The sequence below is a fragment of the Flavobacterium litorale genome (genome assembly GCF_019613795.1).
Taxonomy (GTDB): Bacteria; Bacteroidota; Bacteroidia; order Flavobacteriales; family Flavobacteriaceae; genus Flavobacterium; species Flavobacterium litorale.
Genome location: NZ_CP080429.1, coordinates 914101 through 935298, shown reverse-complemented (window position 1 = coordinate 935298; position 21198 = coordinate 914101). Strand labels below are relative to the sequence as shown.

At 38.1% G+C, this 21198-nt stretch carries 23 protein-coding genes; 3 read left to right on the top strand and 20 right to left on the bottom strand.

The window, feature by feature from the left end; translation table 11 throughout:
* Window positions 1-69: 69 nt before the first annotated feature.
* The 13 genes from atpA to K1I41_RS04100 all read right to left on the bottom strand — a co-directional run bounded on the left by atpA (window position 70) and on the right by K1I41_RS04100 (window position 11443).
* Window positions 70-1644, bottom strand: a complete 1575-nt coding sequence (gene atpA / locus K1I41_RS04160; protein WP_220641425.1) for a F0F1 ATP synthase subunit alpha — start codon at window positions 1642-1644, stop codon at window positions 70-72.
* A 40-nt stretch (window positions 1645-1684) separates the two neighbouring features.
* On the bottom strand, window positions 1685-2218 hold the full coding sequence (gene atpH, locus K1I41_RS04155) for an ATP synthase F1 subunit delta (RefSeq protein ID WP_220641424.1): 534 nt from the start codon (window positions 2216-2218) through the stop codon (window positions 1685-1687).
* Window positions 2219-2225: 7 nt separating this feature from the next.
* On the bottom strand, window positions 2226-2726 hold the full coding sequence (locus K1I41_RS04150; protein ID WP_220641423.1) for a F0F1 ATP synthase subunit B: 501 nt from the start codon (window positions 2724-2726) through the stop codon (window positions 2226-2228).
* A gap of 87 nt (window positions 2727-2813) precedes the next feature.
* On the bottom strand, window positions 2814-3011 hold the full coding sequence (gene atpE, locus K1I41_RS04145) for an ATP synthase F0 subunit C (RefSeq protein WP_099085034.1): 198 nt from the start codon (window positions 3009-3011) through the stop codon (window positions 2814-2816).
* Window positions 3012-3042: 31 nt separating this feature from the next.
* Entirely contained in the window at window positions 3043-4173 is a 1131-nt protein-coding gene (gene atpB, locus K1I41_RS04140; protein ID WP_220641422.1) for a F0F1 ATP synthase subunit A, read from the bottom strand.
* A gap of 119 nt (window positions 4174-4292) precedes the next feature.
* Entirely contained in the window at window positions 4293-4682 is a 390-nt protein-coding gene (locus tag K1I41_RS04135) for a DUF6168 family protein (RefSeq protein WP_220641421.1), read from the bottom strand.
* A gap of 2 nt (window positions 4683-4684) precedes the next feature.
* A complete protein-coding gene (locus K1I41_RS04130) occupies window positions 4685-4906 on the bottom strand; it encodes an AtpZ/AtpI family protein (RefSeq protein ID WP_220641420.1) in 222 nt (73 codons plus the stop codon).
* The gene (locus tag K1I41_RS04125) at window positions 4887-5285 is read right to left on the bottom strand and encodes a bactofilin family protein (RefSeq protein WP_220641419.1); all 399 of its coding nucleotides are present in this window, start codon (window positions 5283-5285) and stop codon (window positions 4887-4889) included. Before K1I41_RS04125 ends, K1I41_RS04130 begins: the two co-directional genes overlap by 20 nt.
* 16 nt (window positions 5286-5301) lie before the next feature.
* On the bottom strand, window positions 5302-7971 hold the full coding sequence (gene porW, locus K1I41_RS04120; protein WP_220641418.1) for a type IX secretion system periplasmic lipoprotein PorW/SprE: 2670 nt from the start codon (window positions 7969-7971) through the stop codon (window positions 5302-5304).
* Window positions 7972-8118: 147 nt separating this feature from the next.
* A complete protein-coding gene (locus K1I41_RS04115; protein WP_220641417.1) occupies window positions 8119-8817 on the bottom strand; it encodes an ABC transporter ATP-binding protein in 699 nt (232 codons plus the stop codon).
* 12 nt (window positions 8818-8829) lie between these two features.
* Window positions 8830-10305, bottom strand: coding sequence for a DUF5687 family protein (locus K1I41_RS04110; RefSeq protein ID WP_220641416.1), 1476 nt, complete (start codon window positions 10303-10305; stop codon window positions 8830-8832).
* 172 nt (window positions 10306-10477) lie between these two features.
* Window positions 10478-11092 carry a hypothetical protein gene (locus K1I41_RS04105; RefSeq protein ID WP_220641415.1) on the bottom strand — a complete coding sequence of 205 codons (615 nt, stop codon included), beginning with the start codon at window positions 11090-11092 and terminating at the stop codon, window positions 10478-10480.
* A gap of 3 nt (window positions 11093-11095) precedes the next feature.
* A complete protein-coding gene (locus tag K1I41_RS04100; RefSeq protein WP_220641414.1) occupies window positions 11096-11443 on the bottom strand; it encodes a PadR family transcriptional regulator in 348 nt (115 codons plus the stop codon).
* A 144-nt stretch (window positions 11444-11587) separates the two neighbouring features.
* Here K1I41_RS04100 and K1I41_RS04095 point away from each other — a divergent pair, with 144 nt between their 5' ends.
* Window positions 11588-12640 carry a ferredoxin--NADP reductase gene (locus tag K1I41_RS04095; RefSeq protein ID WP_220641413.1) on the top strand — a complete coding sequence of 351 codons (1053 nt, stop codon included), beginning with the start codon at window positions 11588-11590 and terminating at the stop codon, window positions 12638-12640.
* Window positions 12641-12714: 74 nt separating this feature from the next.
* On the opposite strand, the gene K1I41_RS04090 is transcribed toward K1I41_RS04095, so the two are convergent.
* Both K1I41_RS04090 and K1I41_RS04085 read right to left on the bottom strand, forming a co-directional pair.
* Complete coding sequence (locus tag K1I41_RS04090; RefSeq protein ID WP_255566965.1) at window positions 12715-13755, bottom strand: glycosyltransferase family 9 protein; 1041 nt, start codon at window positions 13753-13755, stop codon at window positions 12715-12717.
* A 4-nt stretch (window positions 13756-13759) separates the two neighbouring features.
* The gene (locus K1I41_RS04085; protein WP_220641412.1) at window positions 13760-14365 is read right to left on the bottom strand and encodes a DUF4254 domain-containing protein; all 606 of its coding nucleotides are present in this window, start codon (window positions 14363-14365) and stop codon (window positions 13760-13762) included.
* Window positions 14366-14431: 66 nt separating this feature from the next.
* Here K1I41_RS04085 and upp point away from each other — a divergent pair, with 66 nt between their 5' ends.
* Window positions 14432-15085: a uracil phosphoribosyltransferase gene (upp, locus tag K1I41_RS04080; protein WP_220641411.1), complete on the top strand. Its 654-nt coding sequence runs from the start codon at window positions 14432-14434 to the stop codon at window positions 15083-15085.
* Here upp and K1I41_RS04075 read toward each other — a convergent pair.
* Entirely contained in the window at window positions 15080-16018 is a 939-nt protein-coding gene (locus K1I41_RS04075) for a DUF6427 family protein (protein ID WP_220641410.1), read from the bottom strand. The genes upp and K1I41_RS04075 overlap by 6 nt on opposite strands.
* Window positions 16019-16068: 50 nt before the next feature.
* Between K1I41_RS04075 and K1I41_RS04070 the strand changes: the two genes are divergently transcribed.
* Complete coding sequence (locus tag K1I41_RS04070; RefSeq protein WP_220641409.1) at window positions 16069-16299, top strand: DUF6341 family protein; 231 nt, start codon at window positions 16069-16071, stop codon at window positions 16297-16299.
* On the opposite strand, the gene purD is transcribed toward K1I41_RS04070, so the two are convergent.
* Genes purD through K1I41_RS04050 form a run of 4 tightly spaced genes read right to left on the bottom strand, consistent with a single transcriptional unit; the run spans window position 16294 to window position 21194 of the window.
* Window positions 16294-17568 carry a phosphoribosylamine--glycine ligase gene (purD, locus tag K1I41_RS04065; RefSeq protein WP_220641408.1) on the bottom strand — a complete coding sequence of 425 codons (1275 nt, stop codon included), beginning with the start codon at window positions 17566-17568 and terminating at the stop codon, window positions 16294-16296. The two genes, K1I41_RS04070 and purD, sit on opposite strands and share 6 nt — an antisense overlap.
* A 29-nt stretch (window positions 17569-17597) precedes the next feature.
* On the bottom strand, window positions 17598-18965 hold the full coding sequence (locus K1I41_RS04060; RefSeq protein WP_220641407.1) for an undecaprenyl-phosphate glucose phosphotransferase: 1368 nt from the start codon (window positions 18963-18965) through the stop codon (window positions 17598-17600).
* A 1-nt stretch (window position 18966) separates the two neighbouring features.
* A complete protein-coding gene (locus K1I41_RS04055; protein ID WP_220641406.1) occupies window positions 18967-19950 on the bottom strand; it encodes a UDP-glucuronic acid decarboxylase family protein in 984 nt (327 codons plus the stop codon).
* 2 nt (window positions 19951-19952) lie between these two features.
* The gene (locus tag K1I41_RS04050) at window positions 19953-21194 is read right to left on the bottom strand and encodes an O-antigen ligase family protein (protein WP_220641405.1); all 1242 of its coding nucleotides are present in this window, start codon (window positions 21192-21194) and stop codon (window positions 19953-19955) included.
* Window positions 21195-21198: the final 4 nt, after the last annotated feature.

The window sequence follows — 21198 nt, the reverse complement described above, 5'->3', positions numbered from 1 at the left end:
AAGTTGTGAGAATTAAGATTTGAGAACGTGGTTCATCTCAATACTCACAACTAAAATCTAATATCTTAATTAATATTTAGCCGATATTTCAGCTGCTGCTTTTTCAAGCACATCAGTTTGTGCATCGGTATATTTACCCGATTTCAACTGGTCTAGTGTATCTCTGTGTTTTGCATTAAGATACTCTATATAATCTTTTTCAAACTCTTTAACTTTATCTACAGGTACTTTTTTAAGTAGGTTTTTAGAACCTGCGTAGATAATTGCAATCTGATCTTCTACAGTAAACGGATCGTTTACAGCTTGTTTCAGGATTTCTACGTTACGTCTACCTTTTTCAATTACGCTTAATGTAGCCGAGTCAAGATCCGAACCAAATTTTGCGAATGCTTCTAGCTCACGGAACTGTGCTTGGTCTAGCTTAAGTGTACCCGCTACTTTTTTCATCGGCTTAATTTGTGCGTTACCCCCTACACGCGATACTGAGATACCTACGTTAATTGCAGGACGTACCCCTGAGTTGAATAAATCGGACTCTAGGAATATCTGACCATCGGTAATCGAAATTACGTTGGTTGGAATATAAGCAGAAACGTCACCCGCTTGTGTTTCGATGATTGGAAGCGCTGTAAGCGAACCACCACCTTTTACAATTGGTTTTAACGAATCTGGTAAATCATTCATATCTTTTGCAATACCATCATCAGCAATTACCTTAGCAGCACGCTCTAATAATCTTGAGTGAAGGTAGAATACATCCCCTGGGTAAGCCTCACGACCTGGTGGTCTTCTTAAAAGAAGTGATACCTCACGATACGCTACCGCTTGTTTTGATAAATCGTCATAAATAATTAATGCTGGACGACCTGTATCTCGGAAGTACTCACCAATTGCAGCACCTGCAAATGGAGCGTATACCTGCATCGGTGCAGGGTCTGAAGCATTAGCAGCAACAATAACAGTGTATGCCATTGCTCCTTTTTCTTCTAACGTTTTTGCAATGTTTGCAACGGTAGATGCTTTTTGCCCTACGGCTACATATATACAGAATACAGGTTTACCTGCATCGTAAAATTCTTTTTGGTTTAGTATGGTATCAATACATACTGTTGTTTTACCCGTTTGGCGGTCGCCAATTACAAGCTCACGCTGCCCACGCCCAACAGGAATCATCGCATCAATTGCTTTAATACCAGTTTGTAATGGCTCGGTTACGGGTTGACGGAAGATTACCCCTGGTGCTTTACGCTCTAGTGGCATCTCGTAAAGGTCGCCTCCAATAGCTCCTTTACCGTCTATAGGGTTACCTAGGGTATCTACTACACGACCAACAATTTCTTCGCCTACTTTTAGTGAAGCAATACGTTGTGTTCTTTTTACTGTAGAACCTTCGCTAACTCCTGTTGATGGACCCAGCAATACTACACCCACATTGTCTTCTTCTAGGTTAAGTACAATACCTTCTAACCCACTATCGAATGCTACTAACTCACCGTATTGTGCGTTAGATAATCCGTAAACACGGGCAATACCGTCACCCACCTGAAGTACTGTTCCTACTTCTTCTAGGGTAGCACCCGATTCGAAATCGGACAATTGTTTCTTTAATATTGCTGAAATTTCAGCAGGTTTAATTTCTGCCATAATAGTTATTTATAATTTAAACACTTGCGTGTGGTAAATACTAATTACTTAATTCTCTTTTTAATGTTGATAGGTTGTTTGCTACAGAGGCGTTTAACTGCTTGTCGCCAACACGTAATATAAACCCGCCAATTATTGCTGGATCTACAATATTTTTTAGCACTAAATGTTTGTTAGATAGTGCTTTTGCTTTTTCTAGTACTTGCGCCTCTAGCACTGGAGTAATTGGGAAGGCTGTTGTAACAACGGCTTCTTCTCTGCCATTTAACTCATCAAACTGGATACCGTATTGTAACGCTATCTGCGTAAGTATTTCAAATCTTTTGTTTTCGTGCAGCAATCTAAAAAGCCCTAAGGTAATGTTTTGCGAACCTGCAAATACTTCTTTAAGGGTTTCTTCTTTAATTGTTGCTTTTATGGTAGGACTACTAATAAAATCGCGTAATTCTGCGTTTTCTTGCATCGTAGATGCTATGCGCGCCATATCCTCATTTACGGGTGCAGCGTTACCTGCGGCCTGTGCCGTTTCGAGTATTGCTTTTGCATAACGTATTGCAGCTCTTGAACCTGTCATAACCAACTTAGTTTAATTTTACGTCGTTCAGCATTGTTTCTACCATAACGGTTTGAGCAGCTACGTCAGACAGTTCGTTTTTAAGAATCTTTTCTGCGATTTCAACCGAAAGTACTGATACTTGGTTTTTAAGCTCTGTCATTGCAGCGTTTTTCTCGCTTTCTATAGATGCTTTTGCTTGCTCAATCATTTTTTCTCCCTGCACCTGCGCTTCAGCCTTAGCATCAGTAATCATTTTTTCTTTAATCTCTCTTGCCTCTTTTATCATGGCATCTCTTTCCGCTCTAGCCTCTTGCAAAATTCTTTCGTTATCTGCTTGTAGGTTCTGCATCTCTTTACGTGCAGCCTCAGCAGCAGCAAGTGCACCTGCAATACCTGCTTCTCTTTCGGTAATAGCAGTCATTATAGGTTTCCATGCAAACTTTACTAATAGTAGTATAAGTACAATTAAGATAATTGCTTGCCAAAAGAACAGACCGAATGAAAAATCGTTTACTAACTTATCCATTTTATATAAGTATATGTTTTAATTTAATTTTTTATCAAATACTACCTACAACCAACCGTTGCAGGTAGCATTGAACTTTTTTCTTTATTATTTTCCAAGGATAAGAGCAGCGAATGCTAAACCTTCTAATAAAGCGGCGATAATAATCATCGCAGTCTGGATTTTACCAGCAGCTTCTGGCTGACGTGCTATAGCGTCCATTGCTGAACCACCAATTTTACCTAGACCAACGCCTGCACCGATTACTACTAAACCAGCACCAATTAAGTTAAGAGTACCTTCCATAAGTATATATTAAAAAAAATTAAACTTCAAATTATATTATTATTGGCTCTTCTTCTGTATGCTCATCGTGGTCTTCTTCATGGTGGTGTTCTTGTACCGCCATACCAATAAATAGTGATGATAGCATTGTGAAGATGAATGCTTGTAGGAATGCAACAAGTAATTCGATTATAGAGATAAATAATGTTAATCCTATTGATATTGGCATGTCTGCTGCAAGGTTTTTACCTACAAACATCATGGCAATTAAACTCATTATTACTACGTGACCTGCTGTAATATTGGCAAATAAACGTATTAATAGTGCAAATGGTTTTGTTAGCGTACCTAATATTTCTATTGGCATTAAAACTATTTTCATTAGTACAGGTACATCGGGCATCCAAAAAATGTGTTTCCAATACTCTTTATTAGCACTAAATTGTGTTATAAAATATGTAAATAGTGCTAAACATACGGTTACCGAGATGTTACCTGTTACGTTTACGCCCAGCGGTGTCATACCCAATAGGTTTAATATCCAGATAAGGAAGAAAACCGTTAACAAAAAGCCCATAAACTTTCTGTATTTTTTTTCGCCAATGTTTGGTATAGCTACCTCATCACGAATAAAAATAATAAGTGGCTCTAAAATTCTGCCTGCTCCTGTTGGAATAGGACCTTTTTTGTATGATTTAGCCAAGCCTACAAATAATAAAAACATTATTAATGCTGTAACTAGCATTGTAAATACGTTTTTGGTGATTGAAAAATCGAATGGCTTTTCGTTTGTTGGATGATGATGCTCATCAAAAGTTAAAGTACCCTTAGCATCTGTTTTATATATTTTACCATGGTGTAGCGCGTAGTGGTTACCATCTACTTCGGCAACTTCTTCGCCATGGTGAAATTTTGATGATGAGAATATTTTAACACCGTCATCAAATAAAATTACAGGTAGCGGAAAACCGTAGTGCTCGCCTGTTTCCTCATCAGAAAAAAGAATGAAACTATGAGAGTCCTGAAGGTGATGCTGTATATAGGCATCAACTACTTCTTTCTTGTCCTTAGGCTCATCGTGTCCGTGCTGTGCTCCATCAGAAACATTAGCAATAGAAAGTAAAGGAATTACAGCAAAGAGGGCTGTTATTGTGTTCTTAAATAATTTTCCGGGAAACACCATCTTATTAAATATCTTAATTTTACAGTCCTAAAATTTTGTGCAAAGGTACATTTTTAATTAATATTCCAAATTGATTACGGGAAAATTTTTAAGATAATTTTAGTAGTATTGCGCATCTGTTATTTATTGTTCAATAAACGTGCTGTATAATAAGCCTCTATTGCTAAAAACAAAATAAACACTACAAGGAAGTTTATTTTTTCTGTAGGGTCATCAACAACTTTATTAAGTATAGGTCGGGCAAAAAGATAGCTAAGCCCCATTTTGGTTGCTGTTAGGAAAAGAAAGACGTATCCTATCTGTTCTTTGCTTTTTTTACCTGTAATAATAAGTGCTACTAATATTGCTACTGTAAACCCAAAAAAGAAGAGATACATGGTAGGCAATGCGTATATAAATGTTTGTTTTGTAGCTTGTAGCTCGGGCTGCTCGTAAATAAGGATGTTAGCTACTAATAATACTGCTGCTATTAGGGTTGTGGCAACAAAAATACCAATATGTTTTTTCATAATTATTTGTTGAGCTCGTTTACCTGCCTTACTACATTGTATAAGGCTATAAACACCCCCAAGAGTGTAAAGATTATGCGATTTGTGTTTTTTGTGTTAGCGTACTCCTCATCAATCCAACCACCAAACCACGAGAATAAAAAAATAATTATTCCCATTTGTATGGGTATGTTAATAAGGGCAATCCATTTATGGCGGTTGTTGTTATCCCGCTTGTTGTCCATTTACTTTGCTAATTTGCTTTACAGTACTTTTCATGGAACAGGTAGCAGTAAATTCTGCTCCAGGCTCTACAGATAGTTTGCCTGTAATAACCTCGCCCAGAATGCTTGCACTAGCTTTAAGGGTAAGTAATTCCTCTACTTCCATTTTGCCTTTAAACTTACCTTCTATATCGGCGTTTTTACATTTAATGTCACCAAATACTTTACCGCTCGTTCCTATAACGATTTTACCACTCGAAATAAAATTACCCTCCAGTTCGCCATCAAGTCGAAAATCTGCTTGCGAGGTAATATCTCCTTTAATTAAAGTTCCTTCTACAATTCGGTTGGTTTTCCCTATATCGGGACCTCCTGATTTTTGTGCTTTTTTGTCAAACATTTTTATACAATATGTGTTACTTTATAGCTGAAAATTCTGTAAAATTCTTTTTAATCTGAATTACTTTATAGTCTTCGCTCGATATGATAAAAGGCGTTTCGGCAATTTTATATTTTTTGTAATCTTTTAGTACCGATACGGCATCTTCGGCCGCTAATTTACTATTAAAGCCGTGTACTACCAAAAAGTCCGACTCCATTGTGTACACATCCTGCGATAGGGTTATGCTGTTGTTTAATCCCTCTTGAATATATTTTTTAATCTTAGCCGCTAATGGTTTTATTCTCGGGTCGTTCGGGTCGTCAAATTTAAAGATGATTTTATACGATATTGACGGATTGCCCAATGTAAGTGCTTCTAGCGGAGGAATATTGGTTTTTAGCATCGTTTCTGCTTTTTTGCCTTCCTCGCTATTGGGGTAGTTTAAGGCTACAAAGTTGAGCCCTTTTTTATACGCATCAATACCCGCAAGCCTAGCTGAAATGGTAGCTTTTAGTAACTCGAATTTAGGTACTATATCCTCGCCCGTGTAACGATTAATATACTCCTGTACCAATGCAGCCGATTCTCGTATTTCGCCATCGCCATATTTTTTAAATACGCTGGCATATACCGCTTCGGGGCTTTGGTTATCTTCATTGTATTGTGTTGGGTTTTTTATAATCTCGGCATACCTACTATCTGGATATTCGTTTAGTATTTGTTGCTTGTACAGCGCTGCCCTCTCGGGGTTTATAATCTGGTATATTTTGTACAAGTTGTATTTGGAGGGTAGTACCAAACGCTCTTCGGGGTTGTTTTTGAGCAACTGCTCCAATTTATCGGCAGCACGTTGGTATTCTTTAAACTTCTCCTTATAAATAGTCCCCAATTGGTAGTAGGCAAAGTTACGCTCTTTGGCAAGGCTATCCAGCACCATTTGCGATGTTGGTAATTGCTCAATATAAAACTCGGGGGTATAACGTGGGTTAGCACTATCTGCGTCTGCTCCTGCTACAGCAAGGCTGTCAGCACCATCGTTTCCGCCTCGTGCTGTGGCAATATTTTGCAGTGCCGACGCTAAACGCCAATTATCTGCCAATGGGCGATTGCCCCATCGTTTTTGGAATTCAATTTTACCATAAGATACTGTAGCAGTATTGTAAAAGTAAAAAGTACCTCCTGCTGCTTGCCCTATAGCTGAGCCGTTGGGGTTGCTAAAGCCTGGTGCGCTTCTTTTACTTCCGTCTTTAGGGACTACCCCTCCCATAGGGAATTTACTGTTAGCTGTATTGTTACCCATTTGTGCTTGCGAAACTTGCCCACCGCTAGCTGCACTAGCCATATTTTCTTGACGGATTGCTTCTTTTTCTAGTCGTTCTCGTTCTCTTTCGTCTGCCTCCTTGAGTTTTTCAATATAAGCTTCAAAGTGGGCTATTCGTGCCTCTTCGGGGAGCGATACTAAGCGCAATATACTATCGTTAACCTGTGCTATGCCTTCGTACTTAATTACATCTTCAAGATTATCACGTTTTTTCTTGATGGCTTTAAACTCGCGCGAACGGTTGTTTAAGTACACCATAGTACTATCGTAGTACAGCCCTGCAATAGGGTAACGTGCTTTTTCGAAGTGTATCTCGGCAATATTGCGGTGGTTTGATGCTTTTAAGTAACGATCTTTAGAGGGTAATTTTGTGTGCAACGATGCTTTGTAATATTCTATAGCTTTATCGTCTAAATCCTGTTTATCGTAAAACAAAGCTATTTGATGGTTAATAACATCAAGGTACGGGCGGTTTTCCCTGTCTTCGAGTAAATCGCGGTATTTTTCCATAAATGCCAGTGTATCACCATTCGCAAAATCAAACTGACTTGCTTGCATAGCGTGTGCTTGTATTACATACCTTCTGGGCGATTTACGCTTCATGTCTATTACCTCTTGGAAGGCTGCATAGGCACTATCGGGGTAATTTAGTTGTTTGTACAGTTGCCCTTTTATAAAGTAGTAACGGGCTCTTTCTTCTTTTAGTTTGGTGTATTCGGCAGCCCTTTTAAGCACTACCAAAGCACTATCGGGTGCTTCTATTTTAATGTATGCTTGTGCTAGTATTGCATTGGCATCGGCGTACACTTGGTCGTCTAATTTTTTGTTGCTTTCTAATAATCCCTTTAGGTTTTTAATGGCTACCTCATCATTATCCAAACGCATGTTGGTTTTGGCACGCCACACTTTAGCATTGCCAATTTTATCGCTATCGGGGTATTTGTACAGTATGTAATTAAATGCCTCTAATGCGGGTATGTAACGGTTATCGTAGTAGCGCGATTGCCCTAGTAGTAGGTGGGCTTCGTCTATTTGTGGGTTTTTTTCGGTACCCCCCATGTACATGGAGTGTTTTTGTATGGCTTTGGTTGCTTTTTCTTCGGCACGCTCAAAATTGGGGTTACGCTTTTCGTTAGGCGTCATCTCCTCTTTGGTAGCCTGCATACGTTCTACGGGTAGCAATTCCCAAAAATTATCTTGGTAGGTTGTTTTTAGTTCGTTAACGCCCGCATCTAACGCTAAGTTACCGTTATACAAAACATTAAACTCGGTAGTAACCGCGTGGTAATTACGGTTAACGAAACTATTTTTTTTGGTAGAACAGGCTATGAAAAATATAACCATACCAAAAAGAAGAAAATATTTATACGTACTGGTTTTCAATTGTATAGATTTTTATTCCTTTAACTATTAAATTCACTTTTTAGTATAAAGAGGGGGTAAAAATACACTTCTTTTCGTTACTAGAGAATACTTTTACGCCAAAAAATGGAATACAAAAGAATCCTCCTGCTTTGGCAGGAGGTGTACTTATTGGACTGCAAAAAAGGCTTCGAGCTCTTTTAGTGTTTCTTCGGATGTTTTTATATCCTTTACCACTTCGCCTTTTTGGAGTACTACTATTCGGTTACTTACCTCTATTGTATGGGCTAAATCGTGGCTGGACACGAGTATGGTTACCTCGGGGTCTTCTGCCAAATTTTTAATTATTTTTTTAAGCCTAAACTGGGTTGTAGGGTCTAGGTTGGCAAAAGGCTCATCCAGTATTATTACTTCGGGTTTGCCTATTAGCGCGGCTATAATACCTACTTTTTTCTGGTTTCCTTTGGATAAATCGCGCAGGTACTTCTTTTTCCTTAAAATCTCATCGTTAAAAAAATCTTCGTGTTTTAGTAGTAACGCATCTACATCGGCTTTGTTTAGCCCTCGCAATTCGCCAATAAAATAAAAATACTCTTCGGCAGTAAGGTAGCCTATCAAAAAGGTTTCATCTATAAATGCCGATGTAAAGGGTTTCCAAGCCTCGCTTTCACTCACTTTTATGGTATTGCTTGTAATATAACCGCTAGAGGGTTGTATTAAATCCAGCAACAGGCTAAAAAATGTGGTTTTCCCTGCGCCGTTGTTACCTACTAACCCAAAGCTCTCGCCTTTTGGTATTTCTAGGTTTCCTATATTTAGTACGGTTACACCGCTATATGCTTTTTTTAAGTTATGTGCTTGTATCATTGTGTATTGCTTTTAGTTTTTTTGTTTGTACGATTGTAGTGTTGCGTACTTTTCTGTTTTATATATCTTTTCTACCATGGCAAATACTTTATTGCGGAGGGCAAAACCTGCAATGCCTGCAATAACAACAAGCATTACGCCCCAGTTATGGCTAATAAATGCTGTACCCAAACCGTATAGTGCCATAGGCAGTATCATTTTGGGTAACGATAGTAGCATGGTTTTCATGTTAAAGGCTTTTTTATCGCCAAAGGCTTGTTTGCTCGAACCTAAATCGATAGGTGTTTTTATATAGGCTCCGCCCAATAGTATTAAATGGGAATTTACACCTATGTTAAATACGCCTGCTGCAAGTATCATGAGGTAAATATCTATACCATAATATAAATAGGGTAATGCTAGCAATGTACTAATAAAAGTACCTATAACTACTAACCACCATTTAGAGGATATGTACTCGCGGTATTTTATGTTCTGGCTCATCATAAGGGGGTAATAGGCGCTATCCCAACTGGGTACAAATTGCCCAAAGGTGAACAAGAAACCACCTGTAACAAATATGGCTGCAAACATTTGCATAAACGAATTGTCTTTATACACATCTATTGCATCAGTAAAAAAAAGTACGCCGTAAAATAAAAACAGTACGCTTAATAGTACTGTAGTTTTAGAGCGTTTGTTACGACGGATGAGTTTAATGTCGTTTTTAAGAAATGTTCCTAATGTACCGTAACGGTTAAGCCAAGCATAATCTTGAGTAGTGGCTTGCGATTGTTTTTTAGAAAGCCCCGTGTCCTGATACAAATGTTTTTTAAAGTACGTAAAACTGTACATCAATAGCCCTATAAGTGCTAGTAATGGTAGTACAAACATGTAGTTGGTTGTATACATTCCGTAGAAAAATACTGACGTATAATTGGTAATATCAAATACATCGTAATAGTGTAATACTGCCATTAGTATTATGAATCCGATAAAGATGGCGAAAAGATTATCTTTATCATTCAAAATCATATTCAGGTAATTGTTGCAATATACCAATGCCATAATACCCAAATGCCAAAACACAACATTAAGCGGGTTATAGTCTTTAGCTATTAGTATTATACAAAATGGAATAAACAAAAAGGCGTGCAGGTAGTTAAAAAACGATAATGCTGTTTTACCCAATACAAACTTTACTATGGTGTCCCGTTTTACGGGTAACGTAAGCAATGGTTTTACGTTTACAACAGGAATTTTTTGCAACAGTAGGCGCACTAAAATATCTGCCACAAAGTAGTATATTAGGTATTTGTTTATTACCTCTAGCGGATCTTGTTTAAAGTTATCTTCTATAATAAAATAACTCCCAATACCCAACATTAAAAAACTAATAATAAACCACAGTGCCCCAAGCACCATGAGTATTTTCATGATGAGGTTGCCCGTTAGTGCAGGAGACCTAAAAAAGGATTTCCATTCGAGCGCAATAAATTTACTGAACATATTTTGGTTGTTTTGGTTATTCAGTTAGTAGCAAAACATAATAAAATGTTACAGTTTCTTATTATTGCTCTACAATGCTGTATTCTGGGTACAGCTCTATCAGCGGAATAGCCTATCCATTTGCGCTGCGGTTATTTTTTTATCTTTACTAGCCCATTTCATAACGCATTCACTATTTTTCGTACTGCAATCGGTATTTTTTATATTGCTTTTGGGTTGTAACAAACATAGCTGCCGATGCTACAATGGTTACCGTATAAAATAACAGTACAGGCAAGCTACTATTTAGGCTATGTTGCCAACCCAGCATGTAAATGCCCGAATACAGCAATACCAACGTTGTAACACCATACCCTAATGTACCCGAGTAGTTGTACTTACCCGAAAACGTACGTACTAACGATAAAATACTGGTAACAGCACCTATAACGCAAAAAATAAAAAACATTGCTCCTGTTAGTACTTTTAAATTTATAATGATACTTAGCAGGTAAGCAAGTGAAAACACCACTACAAAAGCTACCAAAAAAATGGGCTGTACAATTGTTTTTACTATTTGCACATGAGAGGTTTTAAACGAGGTAAAAAACATTTTACGGTTCATGCGTTTTAATTGCTTTTTGTTTTGTACCATATACGCCTCAAACGCTTCGTTAAAGTTACCCTCTTGCGCCTCTAGGGCTGTGGCAACATGGTCGGTAAGTTCGGCTCTTATATCTGCGTAAGCAACACCTATTTTAATAAGCCTTGCATCAATCTGTTCAATGTTTTGTGCTGTTATTATCATAATTTAAAATTGTAAATCAGGGTTTGTATTAGGGCTAACAAGGGTTTGCATATTGCGGATGAATTCTTCTAGCTCGTGCATGCGGTTTACGGTTTCGCGTTTTCCATCTTCGGTAAGTTTGTAGTACTTGCGCAGCCTGTTATCTACTTTTTCTACCTCAGCCTCCAACAACCCGCCACCCTCCAGCTTGTGTAATGCAGGGTACAACGCACCTTCGGTAATGTGTAGCTCTCCTTTGGTAATTTGCTTTACTTTCTGGGTTATTTCGTAACCATACATGCGCCCATTTTCTTCTAAAAGCTTCATAATTATGGTAGTAAGGCTGCCTTTATATAACGAGGATTTTTTCATATTGGGTTTGTATTCAAAATCATTTATAATACAAATATATACATAATTTCATTATGCATAAGATTTTTATGTATAATTTATGCATTCCTTAATTTTATTTACCTGTGAGGAATGCTTAATTTTGCAACTAAATAGAAATAAAATATGTCAACATTCCATCCCTTAACCATAAAAGACATTAAGAGAGAAACGAAAGGAGCGGTATCTATCGCTTTTGATGTTCCTGATGCACTAAAAAACGATTATAAATTTATAGCAGGGCAGTACATTAACTTAAAAACCAACTTAAACGGTAAAGAGGTACGTAAAGCCTACTCTATTTGCTCTCCGCCTAACGGTAACGAGTTACGTGTAGCCATAAAGGCGGTAAATCACGGCGGATTTTCGGAGTTTGCCAATACAAAACTTGCAGTGGGCGATACTATAGAAGTAGGTACCCCCGAAGGTAAATTTACTTTTGAACCTAAATCCGACAGGCAACGTAATTATGCTGCCTTTGCAGCAGGTAGTGGTATTACACCCATACTCGCTATAATACAGGCGGTATTACAGGGCGAGCCTAAAAGTACCTTTGTACTGGCATATGGTAATAAAACACCCGAAGACACCATATTCCATGAGTTGTTGCACGACATGCAGCAGCAATATGTAGGACGCTTTTTTGTGCATTTTGTGTACAGTAAGGCCCGTACGGAAGATTCGGTTTTTGGACGTATTGAGCGTTCTACCGTGAATTTTGTGCTAAAAAATAAGCATAAGGAAAAGGAGTTTTCTAAGTTTTATTTGTGCGGACCTGAGGCTATGATTAAAACGGTAAGCGAGGTACTTAAAGAAAGTAATGTACCCGAAAAGTGCATTAAGTTTGAGTTGTTCTCTACCCCTATTGCAGAAAATGAAATTGATGTGAGCCTAGAGGGGCACTCTAAAATTACGGTAATGGTAGACGATGAGGAAACCACGTTTGATATGTCGCAAAAAATGACCATTTTGGATGCTGCACTAAAACAAGGCATAGATGCGCCTTACTCCTGCCAAGGGGGTATATGCAGTAGCTGTATGGGGCGTGTAACGAGCGGTAGTGCCGAAATGAAAAAGAATGCCATACTTACTGACGGCGAAATTGCAGAAGGGCTTATACTTACGTGCCAGGCGCACCCAACATCTAAAGAGCTTTATGTTGATTACGATGATGTATAAACCCGTTGGTTTACCAGTAATAAAAAAATCGGGCAGTGTAAACACTGCCCGATTTTTTATTTTGTATAGTGTACTTACTTTAGGTACTTATTTACAGTATTTACCACCTTTTGGGGCTTTATGGTAAGCATAGCATCCTCATAACCCGCTACTTTTTTATCGCCGTAAACAGAGGTAGGCAACTTAGGATATTTTTCCCTATCAGCAACTAACTGATTCTCTTGAGGCTGATTAAACGGTGCAAAGCCTGCATACGGGTGGGTAGCCCCCCAAAGGGTTACTACATTAACACCGTACATGGCTGCAATGTGCGCATTACCACTATCCATACTAAGCATTACATCGAGGTTGCTTATAAGCTGTAGTTCTTGCTTTAAATTCATTTTACCTGCAATAACAATTACATTATCGTTATTTCCAGAAAAACGTCGTAGCTTTTGTATTTCGCTACGTCCTGCGCCAAATAAAAACAGTTTGTTATTTGGGTTGGTGGCAAGTGTTGTAATAACTTGCTGCATTAGTGCTGTAGGATATATTTTACTCCTGTGTTTTGCAAAAGGGGCTATACCTATCCAGTTATTGCTTTCTTTATCGCCTGTATTGGCTAGTATATCGGGCGATAATTCTTCTTTCTCTGGAAAGCTAATTGCAGTAAGGTCTATAGGTAGGTTTAATGCTGCAAATACATCGGCGTATCGTTGTATTACAGGCGTTAGGGGTTCAAAAACCTTATTTTCGGGGCGTACTAATGCCGCACGTTGCTCTCTGGCTTTATTTACGGTTGCAACCCGCTTGCCTTTTAGCTCAAACAGTTTTGTTATTACCTTGCTTCGGATTACATTGTGCAAATCGGCAACGCCCGTAAAATGTAATACCTTAAGTTCTTTATACAATTTTAGTAAGCCTAAAAAGCCTTTGTGCCTGCCTTTAGGTTCGGCAGCAAAAAAGTTTACACGAGGAATATCGTTAAAAAAGGGCTTAAAAAAAATTCTGGATACAACAGTAACACGCACATGCTTATGCTGTGCTGTTAACGCTCGTAATACAGGTACTACCATTGCAACATCGCCCATTGCAGACAGCCTTATTACAAGGATATGTCGTTTACGCGCCAAAAGTTTACTTTTTGTTTTGGTACAAAACGGGGTTTAGTTCCTCGTCGTTATACATTTTCATCTGCTTGTAGACTTTCATATACTTATCGCCATTTTCAATGTCGGCAATTAAATCATCTATAGCAGTAAATAAGTCTTTCTTCTGCTCCAGCAATACATTTAATTTATCGGTACATTTTTGGCGATGCGCTTCTGATGCATCATTACGTGTAGCCTCTTCGTGCATGTGGTATATTTTTAGTGCCAATATCGATAATCGGTCTAATGCCCATGCGGGGCTTTCAGAGTTTATTTTTGCTTCGGGTTTAACCTGTACGGTAGCATATTTTTGTAAAAAGTAACTATCAATATACTCCACCATATCAGTACGCTCTTGGTTAGAGGCATCAATACGGCGTTTTAATGCTAAAGCAGCTACAGGATCTATCTCGGGGTTCCTAATAATGTCTTCCAAGTGCCATTGCACCGTATCTATCCAGTTTTTTGCATAAAGCAAGTGCTCTATTGTATTTTTACTGTAAGGATTGTTAATTGGTTGATCTACATTATCAAATGCATGATAATCGCGGATACTTTGTTCAAAAACGGGGAATGCTATTTCGGAAAACATATTCAAAATTTTATTTACAAATATAGTTTTAATACTTTTATCCTGCTAATACTAATTTTTTTTCGCATGAACATCCATTATATTTCTGATACTAACAGCATACTCAACCATTTTTTAACGCAGTTGCGGGACGTATCGGTACAGAAAGATAGCATGCGATTTCGGAAAAACATAGAGCGTATTGGCGAAATTATGGCGTACGAACTTAGTAAAGCATTAACCTATAAGGATGTTGAGGTTACTACGCCACTGGGGGTTAAAAAAACCACAGCACTTAACGATGGTGTGGTATTATGCTCCATACTGCGTGCTGGGTTGGCATTGCATACGGGTTTTATGAATTTTTTTGATGATGCCGAAAATGGTTTTGTTTCTGCCTACAGGCACCACCCCAATAACGATGATGCTTTTGAAATATTGGTAGAGTACCGTGCTGCGCCTTCGTTTAACGGTAAAACGCTTATTTTGGTAGACCCAATGTTGGCAACGGGGCAATCGTTAGTAGCCGTGTTTAACCAGCTTATGGAAAAGGAAACACCAAAAGAAATTCATATTGCTGTAGTTGTTGCAGCTCCCGAAGGCGTAGCATACTTAAAAGAACAGCTCCCCGACCATTGCCACCTGTGGATTGCTACATTGGATGAGGGTTTAAATGATAAAAAATATATTGTGCCTGGTTTGGGCGATGCGGGCGACCTTGCCTATGGTAGCAAATTATAGCATTTGCAATATAAATAGCAATAAAGCTACAAGTACTATTGTTATAAGTACTACCTCTTTAATCCAGTATTTTTCCTGATTTTCCAGATAATTTGCTCCCATTATAGCTAATGGTGCAAAAGTAAATACTAGTATGCTGTTGTTTTTATCGGCAGATAGTACATAGATGCCTACCCCTATTAAAAACGAGAGTAGTATTTGCCTGTGCCCTATTTTTAAATTAATGGGCATGCCATTTATAAAAACCAAATAGGCAAATAAAAATAGTACTGTTACTGAGGCAAAAAAGGCTAGTGCTATGTTTTGATGGATATTTTCGAAGTACGTAAAATCAAAACTAACGCGCATTTCACTTACAACGTGGGTAAAAAAATCTTGGTTTATAATAAGGGTTGCCATGGCAAACAATATGCCTACTGCAAAAAAAGCAATAAACGGAATAACCCAATTTCTATAATCCACAGCTACGTGAATAATAATGGCAATAAATACCATTATAATATACGCAATGCTCCAAAAATGAAATAAGGTGGCAACAAATATCCAAAAAGAGGCATCAAATATTTTTTCTTTAGGTGTTAATAACGATTGTAATGATATAAGCCGCCGCAATGCCAACAGTAAAAAGAAGTTGGCTATAATACTATTGGTGTTTACAAATACTGTAGGAAAAAGCAATAAAAAAACCATAAACAACAGCATGGCATAGGTAGTATCTTTACTTAGCCTGTTTTTATGGGCAATAAAATTTAGCAGAAATAGCCCACTTACAAGCAATAACAACAGCCCAAATTTTTGGAATATGAGCGAAACATGTCCCGTTTCTATCCCCGAATATGCCTTTAAAAGGTAGGCTATGTAAAATAAAACAAGTGTAACGGCTATTATTACATAATTTATAGGCCGCGATTTATTAAAAACACTTGCTAACATTTGGAAATTTTATATACTTTTGTGGATGTAAATATAATACTTGTTTAAAGATGAGAGCGTTTTTTGAAGCTATAGGTTACCTTTTTACTGATATATTATTCCTACCAATGGATATGTTCCGTGCTTTGGAACTGGAAAACTGGTGGATTGCTAATATTATTACTTGGATTTTTATTATTATTTGTTGTGCTGCTACCGTATACTGGATTAAGCAATTACAGATATTTAAAGAAAACCGCGACGACGAACAAGATACTACGGCACACTCGTTCTTATCATAAGTCGAAACCGATATCTTTTCTACAATACATCTTATCAAAATGTAGCTTTTCTATGTTTTGATAAGATTTTTTTATGGCTTCGTCCCAACTATTACCATACGATGTTACGGCTAGTACACGACCGCCATTGGTTACTACAGCACCATCGTTATTTTGCTTTGTTCCTGCATGAAACACTATAGAGTCGGTAATGGTATCTAGCCCCGTAATTACTTTTCCTTTCTCATAACCTTCAGGGTATCCGCCTGATACTAGCATTATAGTAGCCGCAGTTCTATTATCTATTTCCAGCGTAGTTTTGCTTAGTGTTTGGTTGGCTAAGGCTTCAAACAAGGTTACAATATCACTTTTAAGTCTTGGTAATACTACTTCCGTTTCGGGGTCGCCCATACGCACATTGTATTCTATTACAAACGGGTCATCGCCTACTTTTATAAGCCCTATAAACACAAAACCTTTGTATGCTATACCATCGTTTTGTAAACCTTGTATAGTAGGTTTTACAATACGCTCTTCTATTTTTTGCATAAAGGCATCATCGGCAAACGGAACGGGCGATACTGCCCCCATACCACCCGTATTAAGCCCTGTGTCGCCTTCGCCTATACGCTTATAATCTTTAGCTGTGGGGAGTATTTTGTAGCTTTTACCATCGGTAAGTACAAAACAGCTCAACTCAATGCCATCTAAAAATTCCTCTATAACCACTTTAGCACTTGCATCGCCAAATTTGGCATCTACAAGCATATTGCGCAACTCTTGTTGGGCTTCTTGTAAATCTTGTATTATTAATACGCCCTTCCCTGCTGCCAATCCGTCGGCTTTAAGTACGTAAGGCGGTTGTAGGGTTGCTAAAAACTTACATCCTTCCGCTACGGTATCTTTAGTAAAGCTGTCGTACGCTGCGGTGGGTATATTGTTTTTTACCAGAAATTTTTTGGCAAATTCTTTACTTCCTTCAAGCTGCGCCCCATGTTCTGATGGTCCTATTACAGGGATGTTGGCAAGCTGTGCATCATTCTTAAAAAAGTCGTAAATACCATTTACCAAAGGGTCTTCGGGTCCTACCACTACCATACCTATATTTTGGGCAAGTACAAAATCTTTTACCGCATTAAAATCGTTTGGGTTTACGGCTGCATTGGTTGCTATACTTGCTGTACCTGCATTGCCTGGTGCTACAAATAACGATGTGCATTTTGGGCTTTGTACCATTTTCCATGCTAGTGCATGCTCTCTTCCTCCCGATCCTAATAGTAAAATTTTCATATCTGTGTGTGTTGCTGTTTGTGTTGTAGTTAGTAAGCCTTCTCGTCGCCCATTATTATGTTGGTAACGGTTTGTAGGATAATTTTTAAGTCGAGTAATAACGACCAATTCTCAATATAAAATATATCGTATTTTATACGGTTAATCATATCTTCATCGGTACTAATCTCCCCGCGGTAACCTTTTACTTGTGCAAGCCCTGTTATACCTGGTTTTACATAGTGGCGCATACCATATTTTTTTATGGTAGCACTGTACTGCTTGTTTTGTAACCATAGGTTGGGGCGTGGTCCTACTACCGACATTTGCCCTTTTAATGCGTTGATGAATTGCGGAAGCTCATCTAAACTGGTTTTTCGTATAAATTTACCCACTCGGGTTACCCTTGGGTCATTTTTTACTACCGATTGCTCTGTGGTTTTGTTAACGCGCATGGAGCGGAATTTATAGCAGAAAAATTCGGTTTCGTTAATCCCAGGGCGGCTCTGCATAAAAAATACAGGTCCTTTGGATTCTAGTTTTATAATGAGTGCCATTAAGGGTGTAAACCACGATAGCACGAATATAATTACGAGCAATGAGAAAACAATATCGAAAGCTCTTTTAATTATTTTGGCAATAGGCTCATGTAGTGGTGTTTTACGTAACGATAGTACTGGGAATGACTCATAATAGTCTATACGCAGGTTTTTAGATAGTATTTGCTTCGTATCGGGTATAAACTTTATGGTTTTGTTATTGTTTTCGGCAAACGCTACAAGGTCGCGCACTTGCTGGTTGTTCAGCTCGTTTAATGAGCAATAAATATCATCTATTTTATTGGCGAGTGTAAATTGTTTTATCTCGCTGAGTTTACCAACTATTTGCGGGTTTGTTTTTTTATCTGAAAAATAGCCGTGAAAATTATAGCCATAATCAACTCTCGTATCAAATAACTCCTTAAGGTTTATGGCTTGCTGGGTAAAACCAACTATTACTACATTCCTGTAATTGCTACCTGTGGCTATGCGGTATTTTTTTAGGTAGTAAAACAGTAACAGCTTAAAAACAGTTATAGTAACAAATAAGGTTACCATGTATTTGGCTATTGCCTGCCCGCTAAACAAGGTTTCTTTAGCAAATGGGAAAAACGCAATAATTACTAGTAAAAACAGTACTCCTTGCTTAAACAGTTTGGAGAGTATTTGCACTACGGTAGTATAACGGTATACCTCGTAAAAGCCTGAAAAGTAGGATATAATTAACCAGCATGCCAGCTGATACGCCGTGAAATGGACATTGTTTACGTTTAGGGCACTAAAAAAGAAGCGATACATTGTACTAATAACAAGTATATCGAATAGGATGCTAATGGGTCGTAAATATTTCGAGTACCTGCCTTTGCCTAATGAAATCATGTTAATGTATAAATCCTGAAAAATCTTTATGGTCTTCTTTTAGCAGCTCTTCTTTAGATAACGATTTAAAATAATCGTAGGTTATTTTCATTCCTTCTTCGCGCCCTACTTTTGGCTCCCATCCTAATATTTCTCTAGCCTTATCAATATTGGGTTGGCGTTGTAAAGGGTCGTCTTTAGGTAATGGTTTGTATACTATTTTTTGGTCGGTTCCTGTAAGTTTAATAATCTCTTCGGCAAAATCTTTAATGGTTATTTCGTCGGGATTACCAATATTTACAGGGTACACGTAATCGGAATGTAACAATCGGTATATACCCTCTACTTGGTCGTCTACGTAACAAAACGAGCGTGTTTGCATACCATCGCCAAACACCGTAAGGTCTTCGCCACGCAAGGCTTGCCCAATAAAGGCAGGTATTACCCTACCGTCGTTAAGGCGCATTCTGGGTCCGTAAGTATTAAATATGCGCACAATGCGTACATCTACGTTATGAAAGGTATGGTATGCCATGGTAATGGACTCTTGGAAACGCTTGGCTTCGTCGTACACACCACGCGGTCCTATAGTGTTTACATTACCGTAATAATCTTCGGTTTGTGGGTGTACTAGCGGGTCGCCATACACTTCTGATGTTGATGCAATGAGTATTTTTGCGCCTTTTACACGTGCCAAACCAAGTAAATTGTGTGTTCCTAACGAGCCTACTTTTAAGGTTTGTATGGGTATTTTTAAATAATCTATAGGGCTTGCTGGCGATGCAAAATGCAGTATATAATCTAATTTATCTGGAATACTTACAAATTTGGTTACATCGTGGTGGTAAAACTCAAAATTTTCGAGCTTAAAAAGGTGCTGTATATTCTTAAGGTCGCCCGTAATAAGGTTATCCATACCCATAACGTAATATCCTTCCTTAATAAACCTGTCGCAAAGGTGTGAGCCTAAAAAGCCCGCCGCTCCCGTTATAAGTATTCTTTTCATATCTATTTTTTGTCTGTAATGCCTGTTAGCAAAGCGGTATTAAAAATGCAGTAAAACATGGTAAAGAAAACTACCCCTCTTTGCCTCCACAGGAATGATTCCGTCAAAAATAAACTTATCATAACAATTCCAAAAGCAATATGCACAAAATCTTTCTTTTTAAAACCATTTTTAAGATTAACCAACAGCATAATTACCACGAGTAAAAACCCAAAAACACCCAAATCGGCAAATGCTTGTACATACTGGTTATGGAAGTTGAGTTTGTTGTAAACTATACCATCTTCAGAGCCGTGTACTAAATTATGCTCCATACCCTGTTCCTCTACTTTATAACACGATGCATTAAGCCCATAGCCTGTAAACAATACAGGATCCTCATCCAACATCTCGGTAAATACCCTTACTTGGTATACCCTAAATGCTGTACCATTTAAATAATCGTTAGCGTTAAAATCGGTTCGTGTCCAAGCCTCTTTTAAGGTAACCTTGTGTACCCCCTCCTCCATTGGGTTGGCTTCGCTGTAGGTAAACTCGGCAGCAATGCGCTCTTTTATTTTACCATAGTACCCAATTGCCACAGTAATACCCATTAGCATTACTAGTGCGGCAATACGCCCCCTAACCGTTAAACCCGAATAAAAAATATAGTATAGGGCTATGAGCAGTACGTTGGTAATAATAATGACTTTTGAAGATAGCAGAAACAGAAAAACCAGTAGGAAAACGAGTAAAAAGTACCCAAAAACGGTTTTTCGTTTTTTGCATAAAACATACATTAATGCTGTAGATACAAGTACCGACAGGTATATGGCATTAATATCGTTAGTGGCTAATTCGTGATAAAAAAAGACATCGGCACTTGCGCCATCGTTATAGCGGAATAAAGCCCTGCCTAACAGGAATAATGCAAATACCGTAATCCCTAAACTATAGTTTTCCAGTACTTTTAATAGCGCTTTGCGCGATAGTGGCTGGTTAAAACAAAACGCCAGCGGAATAAATAATAAAGGGGCTTCCCTGCCCAATGCTTTTAGGGTACTCTTAGGATCTACCGACCATGTGAGCGATACTGCCATAAGTAAAAAAAGTAGCATTACAGGCAGTAGCGGCAACCGTAACTTTATGTTTTTATTACTAAATGATAAAAAGGTATACAGTACAAACAGAATAAGCGTAATACTGTTGTACACATACGCCAGCGGTATGGTTAACAACGCTGCCGAAATGAAAAAAACAAGCATTTTT

What these genes read in the sequence shown, in the direction of transcription:
- atpB (WP_220641422.1), bottom strand. Translation starts at nt 4,173, where the DNA reads ATGGTGTTTCCCGGAAAATTATTTAAGAACACAATAACAGCCCTCTTT.
- K1I41_RS04150 (WP_220641423.1), bottom strand. Translation starts at nt 2,726, where the DNA reads ATGGATAAGTTAGTAAACGATTTTTCATTCGGTCTGTTCTTTTGGCAA.
- atpH (WP_220641424.1), bottom strand. Translation starts at nt 2,218, where the DNA reads ATGACAGGTTCAAGAGCTGCAATACGTTATGCAAAAGCAATACTCGAA.
- atpE (WP_099085034.1), bottom strand. Translation starts at nt 3,011, where the DNA reads ATGGAAGGTACTCTTAACTTAATTGGTGCTGGTTTAGTAGTAATCGGT.
- K1I41_RS04115 (WP_220641417.1), bottom strand. Translation starts at nt 8,817, where the DNA reads ATGATACAAGCACATAACTTAAAAAAAGCATATAGCGGTGTAACCGTA.
- K1I41_RS04070 (WP_220641409.1), top strand. Translation starts at nt 16,069, where the DNA reads ATGAGAGCGTTTTTTGAAGCTATAGGTTACCTTTTTACTGATATATTA.
- upp (WP_220641411.1), top strand. Translation starts at nt 14,432, where the DNA reads ATGAACATCCATTATATTTCTGATACTAACAGCATACTCAACCATTTT.
- K1I41_RS04130 (WP_220641420.1), bottom strand. Translation starts at nt 4,906, where the DNA reads ATGGACAACAAGCGGGATAACAACAACCGCCATAAATGGATTGCCCTT.
- K1I41_RS04125 (WP_220641419.1), bottom strand. Translation starts at nt 5,285, where the DNA reads ATGTTTGACAAAAAAGCACAAAAATCAGGAGGTCCCGATATAGGGAAA.
- K1I41_RS04100 (WP_220641414.1), bottom strand. Translation starts at nt 11,443, where the DNA reads ATGAAAAAATCCTCGTTATATAAAGGCAGCCTTACTACCATAATTATG.
- purD (WP_220641408.1), bottom strand. Translation starts at nt 17,568, where the DNA reads ATGAAAATTTTACTATTAGGATCGGGAGGAAGAGAGCATGCACTAGCA.
- K1I41_RS04135 (WP_220641421.1), bottom strand. Translation starts at nt 4,682, where the DNA reads ATGAAAAAACATATTGGTATTTTTGTTGCCACAACCCTAATAGCAGCA.
- atpA (WP_220641425.1), bottom strand. Translation starts at nt 1,644, where the DNA reads ATGGCAGAAATTAAACCTGCTGAAATTTCAGCAATATTAAAGAAACAA.
- K1I41_RS04060 (WP_220641407.1), bottom strand. Translation starts at nt 18,965, where the DNA reads ATGATTTCATTAGGCAAAGGCAGGTACTCGAAATATTTACGACCCATT.
- K1I41_RS04110 (WP_220641416.1), bottom strand. Translation starts at nt 10,305, where the DNA reads ATGTTCAGTAAATTTATTGCGCTCGAATGGAAATCCTTTTTTAGGTCT.
- K1I41_RS04085 (WP_220641412.1), bottom strand. Translation starts at nt 14,365, where the DNA reads ATGTTTTCCGAAATAGCATTCCCCGTTTTTGAACAAAGTATCCGCGAT.
- K1I41_RS04050 (WP_220641405.1), bottom strand. Translation starts at nt 21,194, where the DNA reads ATGCTTGTTTTTTTCATTTCGGCAGCGTTGTTAACCATACCGCTGGCG.
- K1I41_RS04075 (WP_220641410.1), bottom strand. Translation starts at nt 16,018, where the DNA reads ATGTTAGCAAGTGTTTTTAATAAATCGCGGCCTATAAATTATGTAATA.
- K1I41_RS04055 (WP_220641406.1), bottom strand. Translation starts at nt 19,950, where the DNA reads ATGAAAAGAATACTTATAACGGGAGCGGCGGGCTTTTTAGGCTCACAC.
- K1I41_RS04105 (WP_220641415.1), bottom strand. Translation starts at nt 11,092, where the DNA reads ATGATAATAACAGCACAAAACATTGAACAGATTGATGCAAGGCTTATT.
- K1I41_RS04095 (WP_220641413.1), top strand. Translation starts at nt 11,588, where the DNA reads ATGTCAACATTCCATCCCTTAACCATAAAAGACATTAAGAGAGAAACG.